The following is a 2209-nucleotide window of genomic DNA, read 5'->3' as shown; positions in this document are numbered from 1 at the left end:
TGGGGGCCGTGCGGCGCCCGCCGGGTGCGGGCACCAGCACGGTGCGGTCGGGGTCCTGCATGGGGTTCGTTGGATCGCTCAAGCGGTCCTCCTGCTCATTTGCTTATTTGCGGATGGCCCAGAACTCCATCTGCAGGCCCGGGTACTCGTTCGGGATGTGCATCGCGAAGCCGACGGAGTTCTGCAGCTGGGTCCAGTGCTCGCCCGCCTTGTCGAGTTCAAAATACGTGTAGCCGGCGTGGAACGGCAGCTGGCGCGGCGCCACGGGCAGCGCGCGCAGGGCGATGCCCGGCAGCTGCAGGTTGACCAGGTCGCGGATCTTTTCGATCGACCCGATCTTGACCATGGCCGGGAAGCCGCTGCGCACGGCTTCCGGCGGCATGTGCGCGTTCACCGCGAGCACGAACGTCGCGGTGCGCAGCAATTCCTTGTCCGGCACGACGGCCACGCGGATGCCGAACTGGCGCTCTTCCAGCGCGAGCGCGACGGCGCGCGGGTCGACGACGAGCGACAGCGCCGCGCGCACGTCTTCGATCAGCGGCGCGAAGCTTTCGTTCAGCCGGTCGTGACGGTACACGGGATACGTGGCGGCGCGCTTGTCCGGCCGGCTGAACGTCGACAGTTCGCCGGCCAGCTGGGCCAGTTCCGCATACAGCCGCTCCGGATGCAGGCCCGTCATGCCGGCCAGGTGGCCGAACAGCGGCAGGCTGCGGTTCAGGAGCTGCAGCATCAGGAAGTCCGCGATCTCGGCGGCGCCGGCGACGCCGGGCTGGCTCAAACGTCCGGCCAGCGCCTGCGCACGCTGGCCCAGCAGGCCGACCAGTTCATCGGCAAAGGCCGACAGGCGCGGCGCGACGCGGAAGTCCAGGCACGGCGGGCAATACGCGGGATCGAGCACGACGCGGTTGTCCGGCCGGCGCTCGATCACGCGCGCGATGCCGAGGGTCGTGTACGCGTTGACGACGTCCTTCTCCAGCGCCACGCGCAGGCGCAGGCTGCCCACCTGCATCAGCGCGCTGTTGTCCAGGCCATTGCTGTCCATCGCCTCGTAGTCGACGGGGCGGTGGCGCGCGAAGTTGTCGGGGCCCGGATCGTCGCCGGTCTCCGCGATGCCCATGCGGCGCAGCGGCAGCGCCAGCACGATCAGCGCGTCGCGCGCATCCTCGGGGATGTCGATCGGCTGGGGCAGCGCGTCGTCCTGCGGCAGGTTCAGCGTGGTGCCGTCCGGGAGCACGGCGCTCGCCGCCAGCAACGCGAGCTTGCCCTGGGCGAGCAGTTGTTCGTCGATGACCAGCTTCGTGAAACCCCACGCGTAGGCGCGCACGCCCGCGACGCGTTGTTCGATCACGCTGTGCAGGTAGCGGTCGTGCTGTTGCAGGTGCTGGGGCTGCAGCAGCATGCCCTCCGACCAGATGACTTTACTATTCCAGGACATTCGTTGGCAGTGATTGGAGTATCGGTTGATGGGAGGTCAGCGGCGCGCCTGGCGCAGCCGCGCGACCTGTTCCTCGTAGGCCTTGCCGAACGCTTCGCCGAACAGGCGATGGAAATCGCTGTCCGCCTCAACGGCCATTTGCGTGTACAGCTCGACCAATCGGTCCCACATCTTGGCCTTGCGGTTCGCCGCGAGCATCTTGTCCATCACGGTCGGCACCTGCAGCCGCGCCTCGATGGCGGCCGGGTCGAAGCGGGCGAGCACGCCTTCCAGCGCCGCGCGCATGCCGGCCATGATCGCCAGCTCGTGCGCCTTCAGGTCGTCGAACGCGTTGGCGAACGCGCGCGCCGGCTGCATATAGCCAGGCATCGTCCCGTTGATCATCTGCGTCAGCGCGCTGTCCGCGTCCGGGAAGAATTTCAGCGGATTGTTGGCGGCGGCCGAGATCATCGTCATGTCCAGGCGGCTCTCGCGCTTGGTCATGGCACGGCCCATCAGCACGCCCATCGTGCCGGCCGTCGCTTCGCGCAGCATGGCGCCGGCCAGTTCCGCGATCTCCTCGGCGCTGCGCTTCGTGTTCAGTTCGGAGAGGCCCAGGCCGCGCATCAGGGCCTGGATCACCGGGTCGTCCGCGGCCGTGGTGCCCGGGGTGCGCGGTGCGGCTGGCACAGGTGGTGGCGGCTGTGTCTTTTAAACATATACGAGCCCACCAGACGGAGCGACAGGGGGGGTGGGGGGGGGGGGGGGTGAAAAAAAAGGGGGGGGGGGGGGGGG

Annotated in this window: 2 protein-coding genes; both read right to left on the bottom strand. The window is 68.6% G+C overall.

Going from position 1 to position 2209, the window contains the following annotated elements:
* Nucleotides 1–103: 103 nt before the first annotated feature.
* Nucleotides 104–1435 carry a type VI secretion system baseplate subunit TssK gene (gene tssK, locus ACEN88_RS29705; protein ID WP_413345482.1) on the bottom strand — a complete coding sequence of 444 codons (1332 nt, stop codon included), beginning with the start codon at nucleotides 1433–1435 and terminating at the stop codon, nucleotides 104–106.
* Nucleotides 1436–1471: 36 nt separating this feature from the next.
* Nucleotides 1472–2104: a type VI secretion system-associated FHA domain protein TagH gene (gene tagH / locus ACEN88_RS29700; protein WP_413345480.1), complete on the bottom strand. Its 633-nt coding sequence runs from the start codon at nucleotides 2102–2104 to the stop codon at nucleotides 1472–1474.
* Nucleotides 2105–2209: the final 105 nt, after the last annotated feature.

This window comes from Massilia sp. CT11-108, assembly GCF_047302915.1.
Lineage (GTDB): Bacteria > Pseudomonadota > Gammaproteobacteria > Burkholderiales > Burkholderiaceae_D > Telluria > Telluria orientalis.
Note: the sequence above shows the minus strand (reverse complement) of the source record. Positions and strands in the feature narration are given on the sequence as shown.

Bases quoted from the DNA above. Each gene is read 5' to 3' on its own strand.
- tssK (WP_413345482.1), bottom strand. From the start codon at position 1,435: ATGTCCTGGAATAGTAAAGTCATCTGGTCGGAGGGCATGCTGCTGCAG.